General features: G+C 63.6%; 3 protein-coding genes. 2 read left to right on the top strand and 1 reads right to left on the bottom strand.

Going from position 1 to position 2585, the window contains the following annotated elements:
• The first annotated feature begins 810 nt into the window (after positions 1 to 810).
• The gene (locus tag ACXJKL_RS19080) at positions 811 to 1377 is read left to right on the top strand and encodes a recombinase family protein (protein WP_457208577.1); all 567 of its coding nucleotides are present in this window, start codon (positions 811 to 813) and stop codon (positions 1375 to 1377) included.
• Positions 1378 to 1388: 11 nt separating this feature from the next.
• On the opposite strand, the gene ACXJKL_RS19075 is transcribed toward ACXJKL_RS19080, so the two are convergent.
• Positions 1389 to 1637: a helix-turn-helix domain-containing protein gene (locus ACXJKL_RS19075; RefSeq protein WP_457208576.1), complete on the bottom strand. Its 249-nt coding sequence runs from the start codon at positions 1635 to 1637 to the stop codon at positions 1389 to 1391.
• Positions 1638 to 1751: 114 nt separating this feature from the next.
• Here ACXJKL_RS19075 and ACXJKL_RS19070 point away from each other — a divergent pair.
• Positions 1752 to 2585 (top strand): TY-Chap2 family putative peptide chaperone (locus tag ACXJKL_RS19070; protein ID WP_457208575.1); only part of this gene is annotated, 834 nt, incomplete at its 3' end.

The following is a 2585-nucleotide window of genomic DNA, read 5'->3' as shown; positions in this document are numbered from 1 at the left end:
TCAACGCTCCATGGACCTTGCTACGGGCGGCGGTCGAGTCGGCATCGGTGGCTGTTTGGGTGATGGAGTCGGGGCAACGGTCCACCCGCCGTGGGCGCGCTCTGCGGGTCTGGCACTACGACTTCGGACAACGCCAACTGTGGGAGGACGACACCGGACAGGTTCCGCCTCCGCGGGGCAAGAGTGGCCGCGACCGTGCCAAGGAGGTTCTGACGCTTGCCACGAGCCTGGGCGTCAAGCCCACGCAGGTGACTGGAACCTTGTCGTATGCGGACACAGTGGCTAACGCTGCGTCAGTCGTTGGGTGGAGCCGGGCAGAGGCTCGGGCCCGTTGGCGCGAGGCATCGGCATTCGCCCATGGTCGTTCGTGGCCGTTGATATCTCTCACTACTCCAACCGACGTTGAGGTCATCCAAGGTGGCTACGCGTTGGCATTGACACTCGATGAGGCACGCCTGAGGCGTCTCTCCGACCTCACACATGACCTCTTACGCCATAGCCTTTTGCGCTATGCCGAGTTGGCTGCTGCACAGACCCCATGACGGACCTACATGGGCCTCCAAGGCTCCCAGGAGCGACGTCCTGGAGTACAGATCATGTGACCAACAAACCCCCGGTTGGCGTGTTCATCGGCATGTCTGGACGCTCAAGCCGTCTTGGAGGAATGCGCCGTTTCGCTTGATGACGGCCGGATGTCATCCCGCATCGCGCTTCGGAATACCCGTGATTGCGTCCGATGCGAGCACTTCGTGACAACTGTCAGTCTCATATGGGATACTTGACACGTGTCAAGCAAAGGGAGGTGACCGCGTGGGCGAATTCGTCGGCTACAGCAGGGTCTCGACGGCGGAGCAGAGCACTGACATGCAGCGCGAGGCGTTGCAGCAGGTCGGCTGCGCACGGCTGTTTGAGGACAAGGCGTCGGGTACAAGAACGGACCGGCCTCAACTGGCGGCGCTGCTCGACTACGTGCGAGCGGGCGACACGGTAGTTGTCTGGCGGTTGGACCGACTGGGCCGCTCGTTGCCGCACCTGATCCRGACCGTGACGGCGCTTGAAGAGCAGGGAGTCGGCTTCAGGTCGCTGCACGAGAACGTCGACACGACCACGTCGACCGGGAAACTTGTTTTTCACATTTTCGCCGCGTTGGCTGAGTTTGAACGCGACCTCATCGTAGACAGGACGAAAGCGGGCCTGGCGGCGGCGAGGGCACGCGGTTCCAAGCCTGGACGGAAGTCGGCCCTGTCGGCAGATCAGATCGCCGTCGTGCGGCAGATGCACGCAGAGGGCAAGCACACCGTCGCCCAGATCGCGGAGGTCGTCGGCGGAGTCAGTCGAGCGACCGTTTACCGAGCGCTACAGCCGAGCGCCTCCTGAAGCCCCACCACTCATGCCCGCTCATCGCTGAACAGGTCCGCGATGTTCACCTGAAGACCAGCAGCAAGCCGTGCGATGGTGGCGAGGCTCGGGTTCCGCGAACCGCTCTCGATCTGGGCGATGAACGACCGATCCAAGCCGCTGTGCTCTGCGAGCGCCTCTTGCGTCCACCCGCGCTCCACGCGCGACGCACGCACCCGCTCGCCGAACGCCCGTTGAATTGCAGATTCCTGGAAACTGCGGCGTCTCGGTCCCGGCACTCACCCAACAATGGGCACGAAGCGCGCGCATGGCCGTAGACGATGAGTAACATCCGAGCCGGAAGGTGGCTGATCGACCACTACGACGGAGACAGCCACGAAAGGGGGACGGCCATGCAGTACGCGCTCACCAGCGCAGCGGGCTACTGGACCGCGCGTCGCCCCGATGACCCATACCCGGTCCACCTGGACTGCGGCACACGCTTGAACTCGCTCCCCGAAGACGAGTGGCTGTGCCCCAAGTGCGAAGTCGCAGGAGGGTTACTCGAGGCGACGCACCCGAACCGGTCCAGCCGCTTTCATCGCACGGTCTTGGAAGCAGCCTCATGGCGCTTGGCCAGCGAACTGGTCGCGAGACACCCAAACTTGCGTGTGCACCGCACGTTTCCGCATCCGGGGACCAGCGATGTGTTGAGGCTCGCTCCTGAAGGACGCGACCACGACCAGTCCCCCGGGCCGGTCATCTACCTCAACCGAGATGAAGGGCGGATACACGTCCTGAAGCGCAGCGACGGCATGGAGATGGAGGTAGAGGGGGGACCGTGGACCTGGGATGAGTACCTCACTTACGACGAAGAGTGTCCGCCCGTTCTTGAACGCATAGAGGACGCTGCGGGCCTGTGGTTAGGCCACGAGGACAAGCCTCCCAGCCGCGAGGGCATGCTCTACGCCCTCATCGCCCGGATCGCAGCACTGGCCCTCATGGATCAGCCATTCGACATCCGCAACGGGTGTGCCAGCGAGTTCTCGGACACTCGTCCGGACTGGTGGGACGAGATAGCAGTTCGCAATCCCGAACTCACTGCACCGGGACCCGACGACCGCATCGACGTGGGCTACCGATTCTGGCGAATCGAACGCGACGACTTCGCCCTCACCATCGAGACTTCTACGGGCACGGCGTGGGGGCACGAGTACGACGCAGACGAGGTCGAGGCGCTCGGATAC

This window comes from Nocardioides sp. P5_C9_2 (genome assembly GCF_054049555.1).
This window is presented reverse-complemented; position numbering and strand designations above follow the sequence as displayed.